Here is an 18688-nt window from a genome sequence, read left to right as displayed (position 1 = left end):
GAGCAGAGTACGGGATTTAATTTAGGCAAGTCTGTGAAAAGGGTCCCAAAAGGGCCGCATGGGGATGCGCCGGCGAAGGCTGCGCGGCTAGAGACCCCCGGTCTTGCCGCGCTCAGGGCAGAGCCGGAAGGCGCTCGAGAGCGTAAACAGGAAGCGCGGGCTGCGGCGCTCATTGTCCGGCGCCCGGTAGCTCAAGGGGACGGCGACGCCGAAATCGGCCTGGAGGTCATCCCACAGGAACAGCCGCGCGCCGACCCCGGCCGATGTCAACGACAGGCCATCGCTGAGGCGGTACCCGTCGTTCCAGACGGCGCCGGCGTCGCCGAAAGCATAGAGCTGATAGCCGCTCCAATAGCGGAAACTGAGCTCTCTGGTCGAAGCGCAGTTCGAGCGACCCGGCAAGACCATTGTCGCCGCTGATCTCGGCCGCGCCATAGCCCCGGCCGAAGGCCGCACCACCCAGGTAGAACTGCTGTGAGATGAACAGCGGGCGCGACGCGGTCTGGCTTGCCGCGGAGATCTTGAGTGACCAGGTATCGTCGAGTGTCTGGTAGCGCGTGAACCAGAAGTTCAGCACCGAGAAGTTCGACGAAGCGCCGTCGCGCGACAGAAGGTCGTCGTAAAAATGGGAGGCGCCGAAGATGTCGAGGCCCTGCCGATAGATCAGCGTCGCGTAGCTGGTGCCGCCGAAACGGTCCTGGAGCCGATAATCGGCGCCCAGGCTCGCGAACCTGATGTGGTCATTGTACCAGGGCCCATAGATGTCGCGTTCGGACACATTGCTGAAGGTGGTGGCCGCCGTCAGGATAAGGGACGAGGATTGCGACTGGAGCGGCACGACGCTGGCCCGAAGCTCGAATGCATCTGTTGTCGTGATATCGCTGTCTAGGCGTCGCGCATCCCCCGGCCGGACCTCGCTGTGCAGCAGCGAAGCACCGAGACGCACGCCGTCGACGCCGACAGGGGCGTCATAGGACAGGCGTCCGAAGCGAAGTTGGCGGGGATCGTTCGCGGTCGCTGATAGGTTCACCACCAGTGTGTCACCGGGCGTGAGATAGGAGTTGAAAGCTCCTGTCGCATAACTCTGCCACGGGCCGACCGTCGAGGATCCGAGATTGTCCAGACCGAACGAGGTGAAGATATGCCAGGTCTTCAGAAAGACGGTGAGCCGGAAGCGACCGGTTGCCAGACCGATTTCTTCAAGCGCGGTGTCGGAGATCCGTACACCCGGCCATCCATTGATCAGATAAAGCTGGCGTTCGAGCGTGGCCAGTCGCGATGGACGCTCGGCGAGGACCGGGCCGAGCATCGGCCTAATCCCGAATTGTTCGGCGCCGTCGCCCTTGAGCTCGGTCTCTACGATGGAGCCTTCGATCACCCGGATCTGGACGTGTCCGTTCTGAATGTCCTGCGGCGGGATGATGGCCCGGGTCAGATGGAAACCGGCAGAGCGGTAGAGATCGCTGATGGCGACGGCGATCGCCGCTAGGTCCGCTTGGGAGACCTGTCTTCCGAGGTAGGATTGATAGGTCCCCGTGATGCTCTCGTGCGGAAGAGCATCGGCCCCGCTGATGCTTACGCCGCGGAGCACAAATTGCGGACGGGTGTCGGCGCGGTTGTCGGGACGCCCTACAGCCGGTAGTTTGACAGACGCTCCTCCACGGGAATTTCGGTCGGTCTGCGTGTCAAAATATTTTTCGGTCTGGCGCGGATCGAAGCCGGGCTGACTCGCCTGCTGCGCGAGCGCTTGCGGAATTCCCGCAATCGTCGGCAGCAACAGGCCCATTGCGGTCGCTAAATACCTCCATTTACGGATCCATAAGTGGGGCGCTCCGTAGTTCAACGGAGTGTCGCTGCAGGAATCGTAAGGAGACGTTAGCCTCATGATTTTTCATAGTTTTTTATGGTCAATGAATGGTTAAGGCGGCGGGTGATCTTACCGGGACTGCGGCTAATCCTATCTTGAGAGATATCCGATAACCCTCAGAGCCGGGCTACTCCGGACTGAGGATCATCATGCTTGGCAGAGATGGACTGCGGCGCGCTTTATCGGCGGCGCTGATACTGGGAAGCGCTTCTCACGCGTTCGCAGCGGAGGGCGACGCATGGTCGGTCAGCAAGGCGTCGGGAGACGTCTGGATCGCGACGGACGGTGCGCAGCAAGTCTCGCTGAAGCAGGAAGAGACCTTGAAGTCCGGCGATACCATTCGCACCGGACGTAACGGTCGCGTGCTCCTGGTCCGCGGTGAGGAAGCGATTTTGATCTCGCCCAACTCGGTGGTCGGCCTGCCAGCTGAGAAGAAGGACGGGCTCTCGACCACCATCATCCAACAAGCGGGTTCGATCCTGCTCGAGGTCGAAAAGCGCAACGTCAAACATTTCGAGGTCGAGACGCCTTATCTCGCGGCAGTGGTCAAGGGAACACAGTTCAGCGTTACCGTGAACGCGGGCAGCACCAAGGTCGGCGTGCTCCGCGGCCAGGTCGAAGTCTCCGACTTCAAGACGGGCCAGATTGCCCAGGTGTTGCCGGGCCAGGTGGCGACCGCCTTTGAGCACGGCAAGTCCGGTCTCAGCCTGAGCGGGGCTGGTACTTTCAATGCAATCGAGCAGGGTAACCCGCGTGCACCCACGATCGATCGGATCCCGGTGCCGAAATCGGGCTTATCGGCTCCCCGCAACGCCGCCAACGGTCACGCATTTCATGCCCTCGGTCAGTTCGAGAAGGGCATGAAAGGCATTAAGGCGGCCAGCGCGGGCTTGAAATCCCAGCAGGCGGCCCGCGGGTCCCATCTCCGGGCCGGCGTGATCCGCATCTCGGGCTCGCTTGGCGAGGTGAAGCTGAACGTCCACAAAGCGACGCACGGCCTCGCACGCGGTGCAACGGCGCCGGGCGCAATGAGAGGTCCGTCACAATCCCGCGCCGAGACGGTCTGGAGCGATGGCGCGACGAGCACGACGCCAACCAATAGCGCCATTCAGACCGCAACGACGACAAGTAGCGCCACAACGGGCACGAACTCATCAGGTGCGAGCACCGCCGCGACCATGGCCGGCGCGTCTAGCGAGAATGCGCATGGGGCAAACCGCAGCTCGGTCGCGGGCAATGGCAATTCCGGTGGTAACGGAAATTCCGGCAACGGGACTGCAAGCAACGGAAGCGGCAACGAAGGCGGTAGCGGCAGCGGCAATGGGGGCGACGGCCACGGCGGCACGTCGGGACACGGCAGACACTGAGGCCCTTCCCTAGCGGGAGAGAGGCGCATCCGCAGAACGTGGGTGTGCGGGAGGATCGGGTGAAACGCTTTCGACCACATATTCTGGTTGCGACTGCGCTGGCGATCGTGCTGTCCACGGGATGGCACGGTTCCCTTCGTAATGCGCTCATCGATCTGCGGTTCGCCTGGCAATCCCGTGAGGCCAGTGGTGACGTCGTCGTCGTCGCCATAGACACGCCCTCGATCGACCAGATCGGTGTATGGCCCTGGCCCCGCCGTTTGCATGGCGAATTGCTGCAACAACTCGAAAGCGCCGGCGTCCAGGACGTCGCCTTCGACGTCGACTTCAGCACGCCCTCCGATCCCGCTACCGACGAGGCCTTGGTCAAGTCGCTGCGGAATGCCGGCGGCGCGACTATTCTGCCGTCCTTCAAGCAACCAGGGCCGAATGGCGGCGCAGCTCACATCAATCGCCCACTGAAGTCATTCGGCAACCAGTCGTGGCCCGCCGTCGTCAACGTCGCGGTCGAACCCGACGGCCTCGTTCGGCGTTACCCATTCGGGGAGAAGCTCGGCGATACCTTTTTGCCCTCGATGGCCGTTGTGCTGGCGGGACAGAATGGCAGCCGAACCTCGCCTTTCCTGATCGACTTCAGTATTCGCTCAGCTTCCATTCCGCAGGTATCTTACATCGACGTGTTGCGAGGCGACGCCGCGACTCTGGCGAAGCTGAAGGACAAGAAGGTCATCATCGGAGCCACGGCGCTCGAGCTCGGTGACCGATTCAGCGTGCCCAATGGCCGTATCGTATCCGGGCCGATGCTCCAGGCGCTCGCCGCGGAATCAATTCTTCAGCACCGGACGCTGCGTCGGACCTCCGACGTGGGCATGGTGCTTGGCCTGTGTGCCATCTGCTTGCTGATGTTCTTTTGCTGGCGCCGGATCGCTTCAGGCTTTCGCGTCGCGATGCTGGTGGCGATGGGTGCCGCACTGGAGCTCGCGGCCGCTTTGGTGCAGGTCAAATGGCCCCTCGTCATAGACACATCGCTGTTCCACATCGCTATCGTCGCCTATCTGATGGCGATTGCGCTCGACGAGATCGATTTCCGCAGCCTCCTGGGACGCATTGCCGAGAGCCGCTTTCACCGCATCGCGATGTCGCTTGGCGACGGCCTGGTCTGCACCGATGAGGATCACCGCATCACGGTGTGGAATCCGGGCGCCAGCGCGATCTTTGGCTACATGCCGGCCGAGATGATTGGACGTCGGTTCGAAACGTTGTGCGCGGTGGCAATCGACGGCAGCGCGAGGCCTGCTGCGATGCGCGACGCCGCGCGCCAGGCACTTCTGGTTCCGGGAGGCGCTGTCGTCGTCGAGTTCGAAGGCCGGCGCAAGAACGGCGAGACCTTTCCCGTCGAGGCGAGCTTCTCGGGTTGGCAGGGAACGGATGGCTTCCAATATGGTGCGATTCTGCGCGACATCTCCGTACGCAAGCGCGAGGCGGAACGTGTTAGGTATCTCGCCGAACATGATGCGCTGACGGGTCTTGCTAATCGCAATACGCTGCATGCCGGACTCGCCAGTCTGATCGCCACGGCCGAGCGGCGGTCTTCGGATGTCGCGCTGCTGGTATTCGGGCTCGACGGCTTCCAGCAGATCAACGACATGCTTGGACACTCGGCGGGCGACCTCGTGCTGCGCGCCGTCGCCGCACGCCTGAAGTCCGAGGTAGGAATGGAGGCGATCGTCGCTCGACTGAGCGGCGACGAGTTCGCGATCGCGCTCGATTGCGCAGCGCCTGGCGAGCCGATTGCCGAGTTTGCCGAGCGCATCGCACGTGCATTCGAAGCACCGCTCGCAACGGGCGCGCGCCAGCATCGTATCAGGATCAGCATTGGTGTTGCGGTCTATCCGGAAGGAGGCCAGGGTGCGGACGATCTCCTTAGCAATGGCCATCTGGCCCTTTCCAGGGCGAAAGCGACCCGGCGCGGCGGCCATGTGATTTTCGAAAGCAGCATCAGACAGGAATTGGAGAACAGGCTGACGCTGGAGAATGAGCTTGCGCTTGCCGCCGATCGCGGCGAGTTCGAGCTGTTCTATCAGCCGCAGGTTCGCCTCGTTGACGGCGGTCTGGTCGGGGCCGAAGCCCTGATCCGCTGGAAGCATCCCACGCGAGGCTACGTCTCGCCCGGAGAGTTCATGCCGGTGGTCAACACTTCGGCACTCTCGGAGCGCATCGCGAGCTGGGTGATGGAGACCGCCTGCCGGCAGGCGCGGACGTGGGAACTGTCCGGTCAAACCGTGCGCGTGGCGATCAACCTGTCGCCGTCGCAGCTTCATTCCGGTGATCTCGCGCATGCCGTCGCGATACTGCTCGATGCGACCGGGCTCACGCCGTCGCTGCTCGAGCTCGAGGTCACGGAGGACATCCTGCTGCACGACGAAGGTCGCGTGCTCGATATGTTCAAGCGGATCCAGGAGCTCGGCGTCCGCGTCCTGTTCGATGATTTCGGCACCGGCTATGCGAGCTTGAGTTATCTGAAGAAATTCCCACTCGATGGACTCAAGATCGACCGTTCGTTCGTGCTCGACTTGCTCGCGGATTCCGATGACGCTGCGATCGTCGGCTCGACCATCGCTCTCGGCAAGCAGCTTGGACTCACCGTCGTGGCCGAGGGCATCGAGAACCGGGCCACGGCTGACTTCCTGATTAGTATGGGATGCGAGGAAGGGCAGGGCTATTTCTTCGGCCGTCCGATGCCTGCCGAGGCGTTTGAACGGCAATTCCTCGCGGCTGAATGCGAAGCTGTCAGCGCTGCCTGAACGGACTCGTTCGGTTCTAGCGCCGGCGCGCGACCGCTATCCCAAAGAGGAAGGCGACGAACAGACTCGCCAAAGGCGCTTCGCGGGTGATCGCCGCGACCGTCGCGAGCGGTTTGCCGGGCTTTCGAGCTTCATCGATGGCAGACGTGAGGCGGTCGACAGCTGCGCGGAGACCGCCCGCGACCTCACCTATCGTGTGAGAGACGTCGGTCGCGGCGTCGATGGCGCGCTCGGCCATGCCGGGCTGAGTCGGGGACTGCGGAATTTCCGTGCTCAAGTTTGTAAACTCCGCTTCTGATGCGGTGAATGAGGCCGACACCCTTGGCTATCCTCTGGCTATCCTCGCGAGCGTTCGTTTTGAACAGCATGTCGGACGACCTTTGGCTATCCGCGACAGGCGTGGCAGTAAACGGCGGGCGCCGGGCCTTGGATTGGCAATTCGGGCTATCGGATTTTGTTCCCGGATGCTCCTCGAGTGGCGCACTTTCGTCGAATTACCCGTGAAACGACGGGTGCGAATCTCTGTTAGGCTAGCGCAAGCTTGCTGACCTCGGGAGACTGCCGTGACAGATCGGACCAGGCCGGATCGAGGCCGGCGGATCGCCCTGCTCGGCGCGCCCATCGACATGGGGGCCTCGCAGCGCGGCACCCTGATGGGTCCCGCCGCGCTGCGCACCGCTGGTCTTGCGACGCTGCTCGATAGCCTGGACTTCGAGGTCGTGGACTACGGCGATCTCTCCGTTGCTGAAGTCAGGGATCTCCACGACAGTCCGCCGGACAAGGCCAATCACTACCGGGAAATCCAGCGCTGGACGCGCGCGCTGAGTCGTCGCAGCTATGAGATCGCCGGGACCGGCGCGATTCCGATCTTCCTTGGCGGCGATCATACGCTGTCAATGGGCTCGGTCAACGCCATGGCGCGCCATTGGCAGGAGCGTAGTCGCAAGCTCTTCGTGCTCTGGCTGGATGCGCATGCCGACTATAATACCCCGGAGACGACGATCACCGCGAACATGCACGGCATGTCGGCGGCGTTCCTATGCGGCGAGCCCGGCCTCGACGGCCTCCTGGGTGATGATCCCCGTGTGTCGATCGATCCCGACGGGCTCGATCTGTTCGGCATACGCTCGATCGACAAGCTCGAAAAGGAGTTGATGCGCGCCCGCCGGATCAGGGTTGCCGACATGCGCCAGATCGACGAGTTCGGCGTCGCCGTGCTGATCCGGCGCGTCATCGAGCGTGTCAGGGCGAGCGACGGGGTGCTGCATGTCAGCTTCGACGTTGATTTCCTCGACCCCTCTGTTGCGCCGGGCGTCGGCACGACAGTGCCGGGCGGAGCGACGTATCGCGAGGCGCACCTAATCATGGAGCTCTTGCACGATTCCGGGCTGGTGGGATCGGTCGACATCGTCGAGCTCAATCCGTTCCTGGACGAACGCGGCCGGACCGCGCGCACCGCGGTCGAACTGATCGGCAGCCTGTTCGGCCAGCAAATCACCGACCGCCCAACACCGAGCAACGCGATCGCACCGGGCGAGTGAGATTGTCGCGCGGCGACGTTTGTGCATTGCAAGGAAAGGAACTGCTCTCGCAGCCGGCAGATTTGGGTCAGCCCTGATCGAAATTGCCTGCTTTTGAAATAGCTGCCAATTGCAAATGCTGCCGTTGGAATGTTTCATGCGGGCTCAGCGCCAGCCGAGGATCCGCAATGAGCAGCACGATCAATCCCGACGATGATCCTGTGACGACCACGCGCCGCCGCTTTCTGAAAGGCGGCACTGTTGCGGTCGGAGGCGCCGTTCTCGGCGCGGGCGCTTCTGCTGCTGCAGAGACGGACAACCTTCCGCCCAACACTCCAGAATGGATGAAGATGCCGGGCGAGCCGATGGGAAGCCAGCCCTATGGCGCGCCCTCGCCGTTCGAGAAGGGCGTCGTCAAGAACATCTCGAAGACGCTGAAGCAGTACATTTCCGCCTCCGGCCGGACGCCGTTGCAGGAGCTCGATGGGATCATCACGCCGAACGGACTGTTCTACGAGCGGCACCATGGTGGCGTTCCGAGCATCGACCCGGCGCAGCACCGGTTGATGTTGCATGGCCTCGTCGATCGGCCCCTGATCTTCACCATGGACGATCTGCGGCGCTTTCCGTCGGAGTCGCGCATCCACTTTCTCGAATGCTCGGGCAATCCCGGTTACAGCAAACCTTATGGCAAGACCGCATCGGACCTCGTGGGTCTGGTGAGTTGTGCGGAGTGGACGGGCGTGAGCCTGAAGCTGGTGCTGCAGGAAGCGGGGCTGAAGCCGGAGGCCAAATGGGTCATAGCCGAAGGCGCGGACGCTGCGGCATTGACGCGCAGCATTCCCATCGAGAAGTGCCTCGAAGACGCCATGCTGGTCTACAGCCAGAACGGCGAACGGCTCCGCCCGCAGCAGGGCTATCCGCTGCGGCTGTTCCTACCGGGCTTCGAGGGAAATATGAGCGTGAAATGGCTGCGGCGCCTGCACGTGACTGCAGAGCCGGTCTATTCGCGCGAGGAGACCTCGAAATATACCGATCTTCTGCCGGACGGCACGGCGCGCGAGTTTTCCTTCTACATGGAAGCGAAGTCGATCATCACGCGTCCCTCGGGCGGCCAACATTTGGACGCGCCCGGCTTTCACGAGATCTCGGGAATCGCATGGAGTGGACACGGCAAGATCGCGCGCGTCGAGGTGTCCGTCGATGACGGCAAGAGCTGGCAGGAGGCGCGATTGCAGGACCCGGTACTCACGCGTGCCTTGACACGCTTCCGCCTGCCATGGCGATGGGACGGCAAGCCGGCAGTGATCCAGAGCCGCGCCATCGACGAGACCGGCTATGTGCAGCCGACGCTGACCGAGCTGCTCGCGGTGCGCGGCGAGAACTTTTTCTACCACAACAATGCGATCTGGCCCTGGCGCGTCGCGACTGACGGCGAGGTGACCAATGCGCTTGCGTAAGACTTGCGGCATCGCATTCGCGATTCTTCTGTGTGCCTGCGCCAGCGACGCACAGGCGCAAAGCCCCTACGGCATCGGACGGCCGGCAACACCAGCGGAGATCGCGGGCTGGAATATCGACATCGGACGCGGCGGCGGCAATCTGCCGCCGGGTCGTGGTTCGGTGGCGGACGGTCGCGACGTGTACGCCCAGCAATGTGCCTCGTGCCACGGCGAGAAAGGCGAGGGCGGCCTCGGCGACAGGCTCGCGGGCGGGCAAGGCACGATCGGCACAGCCAGGCCGATCCGCACTGTCGGCAGTTTCTGGCCCTATGCGACGACGCTGTTCGACTACATCCGTCGCGCTATGCCGCAGAACGCACCGCAGTCGCTGAGCGATGACGATGTTTATGCGGTGTCCGCTTACGTCCTGAGCCTGAACGGGCTGGTCGGAGAGAATGCAATCCTCGATGCAAAATCGCTTGCGGCCATCAAAATGCCGAACCGCGACAGTTTCGTCGGCGATGCGCGGCCCGATGTGAAGAGGTAAGTGCGTGGCTATAGAGTTCCCGCGCCTTGGCTCGAAATTTGCTTGAGAAGACCATGGAACTCGTCGGGCGCCTTTGAATTAGCCCGGGTGAGGAAAAGGTGCGGATGTTTCGATGGTAACTGATCGCTTCGCGTACTCTATCTCTACGGCGCTTCGTCATCCCGGCGTGATTGCGCTGATCGTGGCGGGTTTGACCATTGTCGCGATGTTGATCGTCGACCATGGACCATGGAACCGGGCCAAGACCCAGCCTGCGCACGTTGCGATGTACCACACCACGGGCGAGGCTGCGCGTGCTGCGGGCGCTGACGTGCTTCCCACCGAACCAAAATCGCCGATCGAGCCTTCGCGGCCTGGGCCGAAAACGTCCCCGACGGTCAATCCCGTAACGCCGTAGTCATCAGCCCTTTTGGCCGTCGGCCCTTGTAACGTCAGCCCTTTGTAACGTCAGCCCTTGCGCCCGTAATTGAGAAGCCCGCTGCTGGTCTTCGGCGGATGCGCGCGCAATGCCTCTTCGTTCGGCTCGGTTCCCCAGCCGGGCCTGTCCGGAATGACCAGATGACCGTTCTGAATCTCGGGCTCGTGGGTGAAGAGTTCGCGGTCCCAGGCAAGACGGTCGATGTCGATCTCCATGATACGCAGGTTCGGCACCGCAGCGCAGAAATGCGCGTTCATCATCGAACAAAGGTGGCCGTAAAAATTATGCGGCGCGACGTTGACCTCGAAAGCTTCCGCGGCGGCCGCAATCTTCATTGATTGCCAAACGCCGTTCCAGGGCGTGTCGATGATCGCGACATCCATGGCTTGCTCATGGAAATAGGGCAGGAACTCGCGCAGGCCGAGCAGCGTCTCGCAGGACGAGATCGGATGCGGGCTTTGCCTGCGGATGTAACCGAGTGCTTCCGGATTGAAACTGTCGATCTCGACCCAGAACATGTCGAGGTCCGCGATGGTCCGCAGGATCTTCAGATAGCCTTCGGTCTTGGCGTTGAAGTTGCAGTCGAGCAGGATGTCGACATCGGGACCGGCGCCGTCGCGGATGGCTTCCAGATGCGTGCGCAGGTCGCGCAGGATCTTGCGATCGACATTGATCTCGGGTGCAAAGGGCGAGCCGAAGCCCGGACGCCAGCCGGTCGGCTTGCCGTCGTCATAGGAGAAGATGTTGGTCTTGAGCGCGGTGAACTTCTTCTCGGCGACCTCGCGCCCGATCGCCTTGACACCGTTGAGATCTTCGATCGGCGGCTTGTACCAGGACGGATGATTGATCCGCCAGGTCGCGCAGTGCGACCAGTAGACCCGAACGCGGTCGCGGATCTTTCCGCCGAGCAGCTCGTAGCAGGGCACGCCCAGCAGCTTCGCCTTGGCATCGAGCAGCGCATTCTCGATCGCGCCGAGTGCCTGCGCCACCACGCCGCCGGCAGCCGGACGCGTGGCCGCGAACAGCTCGGCATGGATGCGCTCATGCTGGAACACGTTCTGCCCGATCACGCGGGCGGACAGGCGCTGGATCGCAGCGCCGACGCCGGGGGAGCCAAATCCCTCGTCGAACTCGCTCCAGCCGATGATGCCGTCGTCCGTCGTCAGCTTGACGAAATGGTAGTTTCTCCAGCCGGCATCGCAGGCGAGGATTTCAAGGCTTCTTGCTTTTGATGATTTTGTCATGTCGCTCCCCGTTGCCCGGCAGGGCTTTGTTTTCTTATCAGGCTTGTTTTTTTATGGCCGGAGTCGCGGAGCCCGGCCTCAGTGCCAATTGTTAGGCCAAGGACGGCCCGGCGTGAAGACTGGACAGGTGTAGCCGGGAGCACTTCCGACGCCTCAGCCGATCACGGACGAGCCCAGCAGGGCGAGCACGGCGAGCGCCATCAGCGCGGTGCCGAACCATCCCAGCGCAACCAGCCATCGGCGCGCCTTGAAGCGGCCCATGATTGCGCCGCTCGAGACGATCACCATCATCATCGCCATGATGGGAACGGCGACGATGCCGTTGAGCACTGCGCTCCACACCAGCATGTGGAGCGCGCTGATGCCGGTGAAGCCGAGGCCGAAGCCGATCAGGGTTGCGGTGGCGATGATGGTGTAGAAGCCGACCGCCTCGTCCGGCTTGGCCTCCAGCGTGGCGCGCCAGCCGAAAATCTCGGCAACGCCGTAAGCCGCCGACCCCGCCAGCACCGGGATCGCCAATAGGCCGGTGCCGATGATGCCAAGCGCGAACAGCGCAAAGGTGAAATCGCCGGCGAGCGGCCGCAGCGCCTCAGCGGCTTCGGTGGCCGAGTTGATGTTGGTGACGCCGTTCGCGTGCAGGACCGATGCCGTGGTCAGGATGATGAAGAAGGCGATGCCGTTGGAGAGCAGCATGCCGGAGACGGTATCCATCTTGATGCGGTCGATCTCGGGGTTGCCGCCGTGCTTAAGCTCCCGCAGCGGCTTGTCATGCCTGCCGTGGTTCATCTCCTCGACCTCCTGGGAGGCCTGCCAGAAGAACAGGTATGGGCTGATGGTGGTGCCGAGCACGGCGACGACCATCAGGAAATAATCGGCGCTGACATTCGCCTTCGGCCATAGCGCGGCAAGCAGCGCGGTGCTCCACGGGATCTTCACGGTGAAGGCGGTCGCGACATAGGCGAACAGCGCCAGGGTGAGGAATTTCAGCACCGGCGAATAACGCCGGTAGGGCAAAAAGACCTCGAGCAGGGTCGAGCCGGCCGCGAAGATCAGGGCGTGCTCGTGATTGAGCCCGCCGATGACCAGCGACAGCGCCTCCGCCATCGCCGCGATGTCGGCGGCGATGTTGAAGGTGTTGGCGGCAACCAGCATGAACACCAGCGCCAGCACCGCCCAGCGCGGCGCGACCTGCATGACATTGGCGGCGAGCCCCTTGCCGGTGACCCGCCCGATCCGAGCGCTGACGAGTTGAATGGCGATCATGAACGGCGTGGTCAGGAACACCGTCCACAGCAGCCCATAGCCGAATTGGGCGCCGGCCTGCGAGTAGGTGGCGATGCCGGAGGGATCGTCGTCGGCCGCGCCGGTGATCAGGCCCGGTCCCAGCCTTTGCAGCAGCGTCGGCGCGGATTTGGCGGAGGAAACGGCGCTGCCGCGCTGGGAGGGATGTCTCATGGGCGGCGGGGCCGATTCATGGAAGGTCCGAAAGGCCTACCATCAATGCGGCCGGGGAACAAAAAGTTCCGGCACTCCCGACGGGTCCGGCGTTTCTGATTATGCCAAGTACGTTTGCTCCGTCGGGTAAAACAGGTGTAGAACTATATCGTCCAAAAATTGCGCGAGCCCGCCCCGGTGTCGGTCGGCGGGCTTGATCGCACCGGCGGCGAAGCCGGTTGGCCGCTTTATTTGATGCTGACGAACATGCCCCAGGCCGCAGCGAGCGCCGCGCCGGAAAAGACGATCAGGGGATTATCGCAGAACGCGCTGCCATAGCTGCACATGTTCGTGCCGACCTGGCCAAGCTCGTGATGGCTCGCGGAGTAGAACAGTCCCGACAGCACCAATAATGCGGCGGCGGCGTAGTACATCGGCGATCTCTCCTTCGGGGGCTCCGCTATCCTTTTGCAACGCCATTGCCGGCGGTGGATGCCTCAGCATGGCGCAGACAGATTTCATTCCGCCGAATCCGATATGCGGCATTTGACTAAAGTTGGATCGGTTGGGCAAAGCAAACGCCTAACGACGCCGCCCAACGAGGCAGTCCTTATCGTGGGTTTATGGCGCGCATCTGGATTGGCCCACAGGAGGAGGGTCTGGTCATGCGTCCACTTCGGCCGCTGTCGAAACTCACTACGGCTGCAGAAGACAGAGAAGACGTTGTCGGTCGTGCTCACGCTGGCGTTGGTTGCAGCGCATCATCTCAAGCTCGGCTTGGGCCGTGGTTATGTCCAGATGTTGTCTCTTCATTTCGACGACACGCGCCTCTTGCGCTGCAAGCTGCCGCTCTCCTTCGACAACCTCGCGTTCGATCTGCCTCAACTGATCAAAGAGCGCGTCTTTGTACATAGAGCTTGCAACGGATCACCGTTCGCAGCGTTCCTTTCGGGACGGATCATCACTGGCAAGCAAAGCACGGCTGCGGGACGCCTTTCAGCCCGGCAAAACACGCCTGAAACATTGCTGAAACCAGATAGTCCTGAACGCGGCGGCCGCTGGCTCCGCCGGGGCGGCCATGCAGCGATGCAGACGATGCCCTGTCGCATGATCCAAGTGATCGAACCTCGATCGCGCGCTCAGCTGCGGCCGGTTCGTCCCCGGCGGATGAATGCAAGAGTGAGGAGGGCCAAAAAGACGACGCCTTGAATGATCAATTGGCCCACCACTGGATAATTGCGATACTGCGGTTGCGCCTTCATGTCATTCAAATACAGGAGGCTCAGGGGCAAGCCGAGCACAAGGTTGGCGACGAAAAGCCAGAGGTCTGCGGGCGCCTCATGCATGCGCACGCCGACGCCGCCCAGGATTGCTTTCTCCTTGGGGTAAACTCCGTGGCCGTCTTGTCCTCCGGGAAAGCATATCCTGCCGGGATCCGCGCCAAGAAACAGACCGCGCTTGGCCAGGAACGCGGTCATCGGTATCGCGATCAGAAAGGCGAACCCGAACGAGTACAGGCTGTGCAGAACGAAGGGCGAGATCTGATCGGCAGCGAAGTTCGCAACGAGGCTGGGCGGCAAGGGGACCGCGAACAGTGCGAAGAACTCGGTGAGCTGCTTGTACCAGCTGGGAAGGGAGGCGAGCGCCGGCAGCAGGATGGTGGTGAAGGCTGCGGTAAACTGCGGTGACTTCCAGCGTTCAATCGCGGCATCCAGGCGATCCAGCAGCGCCGATCGTGCCGTGTCGGATATCCCGTCACCGAGCAGAATTTCCTGTCGCAACCGCCGCAGCCGCCTCTGGAAATGGCTTTTCATGAGGATGATCAGGAGGGGGCGAGCGAATATCAGCGGTGCAGCCGGGGCTTCGCCGCGCCATAACCAGATCCAGACATAGTGAAGTTGCCGCAGGAAGAACGGCCGGTGCCGCCAATGTCCCGGAAAGCAGTTTCGGATCGCTATGACGAGGTTGACCGGAATGATGAGAAAAATCCCGACCACGAAGAAAAATTCAAACTTCAACGCCGCCCAGAGGAAGATCAGCATTGGCATGATGCTGACGAGGGGCAGGTCGAGGGTTCGCCGTTCGACGCCGCGATACAATCCGATCAACTGATCGGTGGCTTCAGCGAATGCATTTTCGGCGTCAGACATGGGAATCCGCCGTGTGATCTGCTGCAGGCGAACCGCTCGCCTAGCCTAGCGCGGCGCGGGAGTTGTCATTGTGAAACATCTCACACGGGCAGCGCCAAATTGCACGAGGGAAGCTCCGGATAAGCCGAAGTCCCGGCCTTGCGCGCGCAGTTGCTTTTCGACCCGCATGCCGACGCAGCGATCGAATGAAACGGCTGGGCATGGCGGCCTCCCGACGAAACACGCCTGAAACATTGCTGAAACCAGATAGCCCTGAACGCCGTGGCCGCTGGCTCCGACCAAAGGGTCTAACAGGAGACAGTCATGATCAAGGTCGGTTCGAAGGAAGAAGTTGCGTTTTTGCTCGCGTTGTTCGGCACCCACACCCAGCCCGTCAGAAAGCCGAAGTCGAAATCCGCGCGCGAGCAGGGCTAAACCGGTGCGAGGTTTGGACAAGTGCCAGAGCCTGCTCCGTTCGCTGATCTCCCGGGGAGATCCGGATGCCATCCGGCTCGCCGAAAGCGCGATCGACGACACGCTGCGAGTCACTCCGGACCGGCGGTCCTTTGGGCTGCGCCCACTATCCGGCGAGCGCCAATCAAATCGCGGGCATTGCCGAAAGTTCCTGAATCTCGAACAGATGACCCTGGAAGAGACCCCCGAACGCGAGCGTCAAATCGCCGAGCGAAAAAGGCCCCAGCTCTGGGGCAATGGGGATTTGCGAGCCGGGGCCTACAGTTGCCCTTGGGGCAGGGCGTCGGGAGAACTCGGCAAGCGGCCCGACGTTCCCAGGTATTCCAATTTGCGCCTGGCTTGTCCGACGGACTGCCCCTGAGCCGGCCTTGTTTCTTCTCTCGTCAGAGTGGCAAGCCTGTCCAATTGATTGGCCAGGCCGGCGAGGGTCCTTGCGATGTTCTTCAAACAGAATTGTTCGTTCTACGGAAAGGCCGGATGATCGAGCACCGGCCTTGTATTCATTTGCGAGCTTTTGACATAGGGCGGCGTCCAACATGTTGTTTCCCGGGGCTTCACGGCATGAAGCCAAGCAACAGCCCGCCAGTGAGGATAGTTCCTAACGCAGGCCGTATCGCGTCCCTGATACTTAAGGAAAGAGTGCGCCTCCCAAGATTCGAATCCGACTCGCAGAAGATGCGTCCAACGCTCGTTGAGCCAAGTCCAGGGGCCGAATGGCCGCAATGGATCGCTGACGCGCTTGCACACAAACCTGAGAGCCAGACTCTGGACTCGCCAGGCAAAAACGATCGCATCAGAATCAACGAGCGGCGCAACCTTCTGATATTGAGCCGCGTTTCGAAAACCTGATGTTTCAATCAGACCCGCGGGATGCCGCGGGCCTATTTGTTTCGACGCCGTCTGAGGTGTTCCTCCGCTACAGCCCCAGCCGGCCCGAACCACGCGGTCAGCGCCTCCGCAAGTCCGTGCCGGCTCGCATCACCCACCCAGGCCACGTGCCCATCGGGACGCACCAGCACCGCTTGCGGCGCGGCGACCTGTCCGATGGCAGGAAGCTGCCACGCGCCGTCGTAGCTGGCGTCGATGATGTCGACGCGCCCCGCCCATGGTGCGATGTCGATGCTGCGCGCCTCGCCAAAATCGATCAGCACGGGCCGGGCGCGATGCAAAAGCGTGAACAATCTTTGCGGGCGGCCTTCGACCACAAGGTCGAGATCGGGCATGCGGCGCCCGAGCAGCGTGTGTCCTTCGCCGAGATCGTAATGAATATCGAGCCCGGACATCATCGCGCCAACGCGCCGGCGCGGCTCGTCCATGGCGAGCAGTTCGGACATGACTTCGCGTGCGGCAATGAGGCCGTTGTCGGCGCGGCGGAGCAGGGCGATTTGCGCCATGGTGTTGCGCAGCACGCGCGCGGCAACGGGATGGCGCTCGGCGTGATAGGTATCGAGGAGGCTCTCCGGCGAAATGCCCTTGACCACCTGCGCCAGCTTCCAGCCGAGATTGACCGCGTCCTGCACGCCGGTGTTGAGACCTTGCCCGCCGACGGAGTGATGGATATGCGCGGCATCGCCGGCGAGCAGCACGCGATCCTTGCGGTACGACGCCGCCTGCCGTGCCGCATCAGTGAAGCGGGAGATCCACGCGGGGCTGTGCAGCCCGAAGTTCGTGCCGTACACAGCAATGAGAGCTTCGCTGAGATCGCGCAAGCCGGGCTCGCCGGTGTGCTCGAGTGTCTCTTCCGTCACCACGACCAGCACGCGGCCACTCTCCGATTTGCTGAGGCCGTGAAAGCCGAGGGCGTCGTGGCGCAGGCCCCAGGCCGGCTCTTCGCTCAGTTCGACCTCGGCCATGAGGTTGCTGAGCGTTGGATCTGTGCCGACGAAGTCGATTCCGGCGGCCTTGCGCACCAGGCTGCGGCCGCCGTCGCAGCCGACGAGATAGTTTGCTCGCAGCGAGCGGCCGTCCGACAGCGTAACGTCGACGCCGCTCTCGTCCTGAGTGAAGCCCGTCACCTCGCGCTCCCGATAGATCGGCACCGCGAGCTCGCTGGCCCAGCCGGCCAGGATACGCTCGATGTGACTCTGCCGCAGCGCGAGCCCGTAAGCGTGCCGGGTGGGGAGGTCGCTGATGTCGAGCCGGGTCCAGGCGAAGCCTGCGAGCTGGGTGATCTGTCCTTCAGCGAGGAAGTGGCTGGCTACGCCGCGTTGATCGAGGATCTCGATGGTGCGCGCGTGCAATCCGCCGGCGCGCGTGCCGACGAGCTCCTGGGCCGCGCGCCGCTCGACGATGGCGACATCGATATCCGCGAGCGCAAGCTCGGCCGCGAGCATCAGCCCGGTCGGGCCGCCCCCGGCGATCAGCACCGCATGGTGTGCCGGGCCGTTCGTGCCGGCTGGCTCAGTCCGGCTGCGGGACCGGGATGTCGGAGGCAATATGGTCATGTGCGACCCCCCAGGTTCGTTGCTTGGGCGGCGGGTTCTAAGGGATCACCGGGGACTTGAAGCAAGCCCCTTGCACACCACATATCAAGCTGGGAGGAGAGACGCATTCTTCCGTGCCGGGCCGCGTTTGACACGTCGGGCAAAACACTGGCTAAATGGCATCATCGAAACGAGTTTGCTTCAGCCCGCGCGGAACATTCCGCAGCGGGTTTTTTGTTCGCCGGTTGAGGTCGGACGTCGTTCCGCCGCATCGCGCGAACTCGCAGCTGGTCGTCTTTCGATATATCGCCGGGCTCGTCGGGAAGGTCGATGTTGTCGCCATCGGCGTGCACGAGATCGCGATCCCCGCTGTTGGTCTTGTTGGCGTCCTCGACAATCGCGGCTTGCTTGGCGCCCCGATCATCGCTGCGCGGCTCTGGCCGGGGTAACTCGCGCGACGTTTGTTGTGTCATTTTTTGTATCGTGGCCGATCCTCCTGCGGAGGCTAACGCGAGGACGGCCTATTCGTTGGCCGCGCTCGTTTTTCATGCCCGCACGTGACCGGGCGTTGGGATTGAATTTGACTTGCCGGGCAAAGGTCCCCGGCTTCGTCTTCAAAGACGCGCTGGCGGGATTTGCGGCGATCACTGCCAACCTCGTGGCCTCCTTCTATTTGGCCAAGCGCGGTTTTGAGAATGTTGGCAAGGATCGTCAAACGGTGAAGATGCCCGACAAGGAAATCCGGTTGATCGTCGCCGAGACATTGGCCGAACGGCACCGGCTCCAGCAGGAGAGCATCGATGCCATCGTGTTGAAGGCGACGGCATCGGTGCTGGCGTCCTTTGGGATCGAAGAGGACGACCGGAAGGAACTCAGAGCGGATTTCCAGCACTTGCGCCGGTGGCGGAAGAGCGTGGAACAGGCGCAGAGCTACGCATTCAAGGCGGTGATCACGGTGATTGCCGCCGGTCTGATGGGGGCCGTCTGGCTCGGCGTCAAGGTCGTATTGGGCAAATAGA

The 18688-nt window shown here is 62.6% G+C and carries 15 protein-coding genes and 1 pseudogene; 9 read left to right on the top strand and 7 right to left on the bottom strand.

Annotated elements, in window-relative coordinates:
- Window positions 1-87 precede the first annotated feature (87 nt).
- Window positions 88-1885, bottom strand: a pseudogene (locus IVA82_RS03780) (ShlB/FhaC/HecB family hemolysin secretion/activation protein).
- A 131-nt stretch (window positions 1886-2016) separates the two neighbouring features.
- Between IVA82_RS03780 and IVA82_RS03775 the strand changes: the two are divergent.
- Both IVA82_RS03775 and IVA82_RS03770 read left to right on the top strand, forming a co-directional pair.
- A complete protein-coding gene (locus IVA82_RS03775) occupies window positions 2017-3234 on the top strand; it encodes a FecR domain-containing protein (protein WP_247384756.1) in 1218 nt (405 codons plus the stop codon).
- A 59-nt stretch (window positions 3235-3293) separates the two neighbouring features.
- On the top strand, window positions 3294-6038 hold the full coding sequence (locus IVA82_RS03770) for an EAL domain-containing protein (protein ID WP_247384754.1): 2745 nt from the start codon (window positions 3294-3296) through the stop codon (window positions 6036-6038).
- Between the two features lie 16 nt (window positions 6039-6054).
- Here the strand turns inward: IVA82_RS03770 and IVA82_RS03765 are convergent, their stop codons facing one another.
- Window positions 6055-6315: a hypothetical protein gene (locus IVA82_RS03765; RefSeq protein WP_247384752.1), complete on the bottom strand. Its 261-nt coding sequence runs from the start codon at window positions 6313-6315 to the stop codon at window positions 6055-6057.
- 286 nt (window positions 6316-6601) lie between these two features.
- Here IVA82_RS03765 and rocF point away from each other — a divergent pair, with 286 nt between their 5' ends.
- The 4 genes from rocF (at window position 6602) to IVA82_RS03745 (ending at window position 9944) form a co-directional block, all read left to right on the top strand.
- A complete protein-coding gene (rocF, locus tag IVA82_RS03760; protein WP_247384750.1) occupies window positions 6602-7579 on the top strand; it encodes an arginase in 978 nt (325 codons plus the stop codon).
- A 167-nt stretch (window positions 7580-7746) separates the two neighbouring features.
- Window positions 7747-9018, top strand: a complete 1272-nt coding sequence (soxC, locus tag IVA82_RS03755; RefSeq protein WP_247384748.1) for a sulfite dehydrogenase — start codon at window positions 7747-7749, stop codon at window positions 9016-9018.
- Window positions 9005-9547, top strand: a complete 543-nt coding sequence (locus IVA82_RS03750) for a cytochrome c (protein ID WP_247384746.1) — start codon at window positions 9005-9007, stop codon at window positions 9545-9547. Before soxC ends, IVA82_RS03750 begins: the two co-directional genes overlap by 14 nt.
- Window positions 9548-9659: 112 nt before the next feature.
- The gene (locus IVA82_RS03745) at window positions 9660-9944 is read left to right on the top strand and encodes a hypothetical protein (protein WP_247384744.1); all 285 of its coding nucleotides are present in this window, start codon (window positions 9660-9662) and stop codon (window positions 9942-9944) included.
- Window positions 9945-9994: 50 nt separating this feature from the next.
- Here the strand turns inward: IVA82_RS03745 and IVA82_RS03740 are convergent, their stop codons facing one another.
- The 3 genes from IVA82_RS03740 to IVA82_RS03730 form a co-directional block, all read right to left on the bottom strand.
- Window positions 9995-11209, bottom strand: coding sequence for a mandelate racemase/muconate lactonizing enzyme family protein (locus IVA82_RS03740; protein ID WP_247384742.1), 1215 nt, complete (start codon window positions 11207-11209; stop codon window positions 9995-9997).
- A 153-nt stretch (window positions 11210-11362) separates the two neighbouring features.
- Window positions 11363-12664, bottom strand: coding sequence for a divalent metal cation transporter (locus IVA82_RS03735; protein ID WP_247384741.1), 1302 nt, complete (start codon window positions 12662-12664; stop codon window positions 11363-11365).
- Window positions 12665-12891: 227 nt separating this feature from the next.
- The gene (locus IVA82_RS03730; protein ID WP_247384740.1) at window positions 12892-13077 is read right to left on the bottom strand and encodes a hypothetical protein; all 186 of its coding nucleotides are present in this window, start codon (window positions 13075-13077) and stop codon (window positions 12892-12894) included.
- A gap of 289 nt (window positions 13078-13366) precedes the next feature.
- Between IVA82_RS03730 and IVA82_RS03725 the strand changes: the two genes are divergently transcribed.
- Complete coding sequence (locus tag IVA82_RS03725) at window positions 13367-13852, top strand: hypothetical protein (RefSeq protein ID WP_247384739.1); 486 nt, start codon at window positions 13367-13369, stop codon at window positions 13850-13852.
- Here IVA82_RS03725 and IVA82_RS03720 read toward each other — a convergent pair.
- On the bottom strand, window positions 13783-14793 hold the full coding sequence (locus IVA82_RS03720; RefSeq protein ID WP_247384738.1) for a hypothetical protein: 1011 nt from the start codon (window positions 14791-14793) through the stop codon (window positions 13783-13785). The two genes, IVA82_RS03725 and IVA82_RS03720, sit on opposite strands and share 70 nt — an antisense overlap.
- Before the next feature lie 1334 nt (window positions 14794-16127).
- Complete coding sequence (locus IVA82_RS03715) at window positions 16128-17690, bottom strand: FAD-dependent monooxygenase (protein ID WP_247384737.1); 1563 nt, start codon at window positions 17688-17690, stop codon at window positions 16128-16130.
- Window positions 17691-17914: 224 nt separating this feature from the next.
- Between IVA82_RS03715 and IVA82_RS03710 the strand changes: the two genes are divergently transcribed.
- Together IVA82_RS03710 and IVA82_RS03705 are read left to right on the top strand one after the other, a co-directional pair.
- The gene (locus IVA82_RS03710; RefSeq protein WP_247493163.1) at window positions 17915-18118 is read left to right on the top strand and encodes a hypothetical protein; all 204 of its coding nucleotides are present in this window, start codon (window positions 17915-17917) and stop codon (window positions 18116-18118) included.
- A gap of 269 nt (window positions 18119-18387) precedes the next feature.
- Window positions 18388-18687 carry a hypothetical protein gene (locus IVA82_RS03705; protein ID WP_247384842.1) on the top strand — a complete coding sequence of 100 codons (300 nt, stop codon included), beginning with the start codon at window positions 18388-18390 and terminating at the stop codon, window positions 18685-18687.
- Window position 18688 lies beyond the last annotated feature (1 nt).

This window comes from Bradyrhizobium sp. 142 (assembly GCF_023074015.1).
GTDB lineage: Bacteria > Pseudomonadota > Alphaproteobacteria > Rhizobiales > Xanthobacteraceae > Bradyrhizobium.
This window is presented reverse-complemented; position numbering and strand designations above follow the sequence as displayed.